The sequence below is a fragment of the Paraburkholderia sp. RL18-085-BIA-A genome (assembly GCF_046027075.1).
Classification (GTDB): domain Bacteria; phylum Pseudomonadota; class Gammaproteobacteria; order Burkholderiales; family Burkholderiaceae; genus Paraburkholderia.
Genome location: NZ_JARESU010000444.1, coordinates 1 through 1,213 on the forward strand (window position 1 = coordinate 1; position 1,213 = coordinate 1,213).

2 protein-coding genes are annotated in these 1,213 nt (G+C 64.5%); both read left to right on the top strand.

Annotation, left to right across the window (positions count from 1 at the left end; genetic code table 11):
* The coding region (locus P0D89_RS53125; RefSeq protein WP_408379660.1) for a hypothetical protein at window positions 1–183 on the top strand (183 nt) is incomplete at its 5' end.
* Between the two features lie 35 nt (window positions 184–218).
* Entirely contained in the window at window positions 219–1,100 is an 882-nt protein-coding gene (locus P0D89_RS53130; protein WP_408379662.1) for a hypothetical protein, read from the top strand.
* Window positions 1,101–1,213 lie beyond the last annotated feature (113 nt).

The following is a 1,213-nucleotide window of genomic DNA, read 5'->3' on the forward strand; positions in this document are numbered from 1 at the left end:
AACGCCGGCATCGATCTCTCATCGGTGCGCGTCGGCCTGCACGACGAACTTTTCCAGGGCTCGCAGCCTGTGCTTGCCGGCATCGACGTCGCTTCGACCTACTGCTACCTGCTCGCCCCGAAGCTCAACGCGATGGCGATACCTGGGCCATCCATCTGCTGGATCTGCAGGCGCAGGGACTGACTCCCGATTACACGATTGCCGACGCCGGCACCGGGTTGCGTGCCGGCCAGAAAACGGCCTGGCCCGATACGCCGTGTCACGGCGATGTGTTTCATATCCTGCAGCAAGGCAGGACGCTGGTGAATCTGTGGGCCCGGATCGCCCGTGGCACCCGCACCGAACGCGTGACACTCGAGGAGCGTCGGGCCAATCCCCGCCTACGCTGCGACGACAGCTTCCTCGACGCCACGCTCGAAGGGCTGCGTCGCGATGAAACGCGGGCCCACGTACTGGCCGCCGATCTGCAAACCCTCGTCCATTGGCTCGAGCGCGACATCCTGTCGCTTGCCGGTCCGGAGCTCGCCACACGCGAAGCCCTGTTCGATTTCGTGGTCGCCGAACTGCTGCACCGCGAAGTGCAGGACCCGTCACGTATTGGCATCCTGCGACGCGCGCTGCAGAATCAGCGAGACGATCTGCTCGCGTTCGCCGGTGTGCTGGATGCGAACCTCGAGGCGATCGCGCGAACTCACGAGGTGTCGCCCGATCTCGTACGCGCGAGCTGTCTGCTGCATCGCAAGCCCGAAACGTCGCGCACGTTCTGGCAAGGCCGCAACCATCTGCTTGCCCGCATGGGCCGCAAGTTTCAGGGCGTCCATGCCGCCGTGTCCGACGCCATGAAGCGCACGCCACGCAGCAGCTCGATGGTCGAGAACCTCAACTCGCGCATTCGTGTCTGCCTGACGAACCGGCGACATCTGGAAGGTGGACGCGCCTGGCTCGGCCTGCTGCAGTTTGTCTTCAACCATCGGCGTTTCGTGCGCAGCCGATGCGCCGAACGTACGGGCAGGACTCCCAGGGAACTGATGAGCCGCCAGTCTCACGAACACTGGCTGACGCTGCTCGGACTCGGGCCACTTCAACCTCTGCAGGCCTGAGCGTTCGCGGCATCCACCGCGCGACGCCGTTCCTCTCGAAATCCGTTTGCGCTGCCCGAAACGCGGCGAGATTCCGCTCGTCCCTGTAACGCAAAAACAGCCTGTTTCGAACC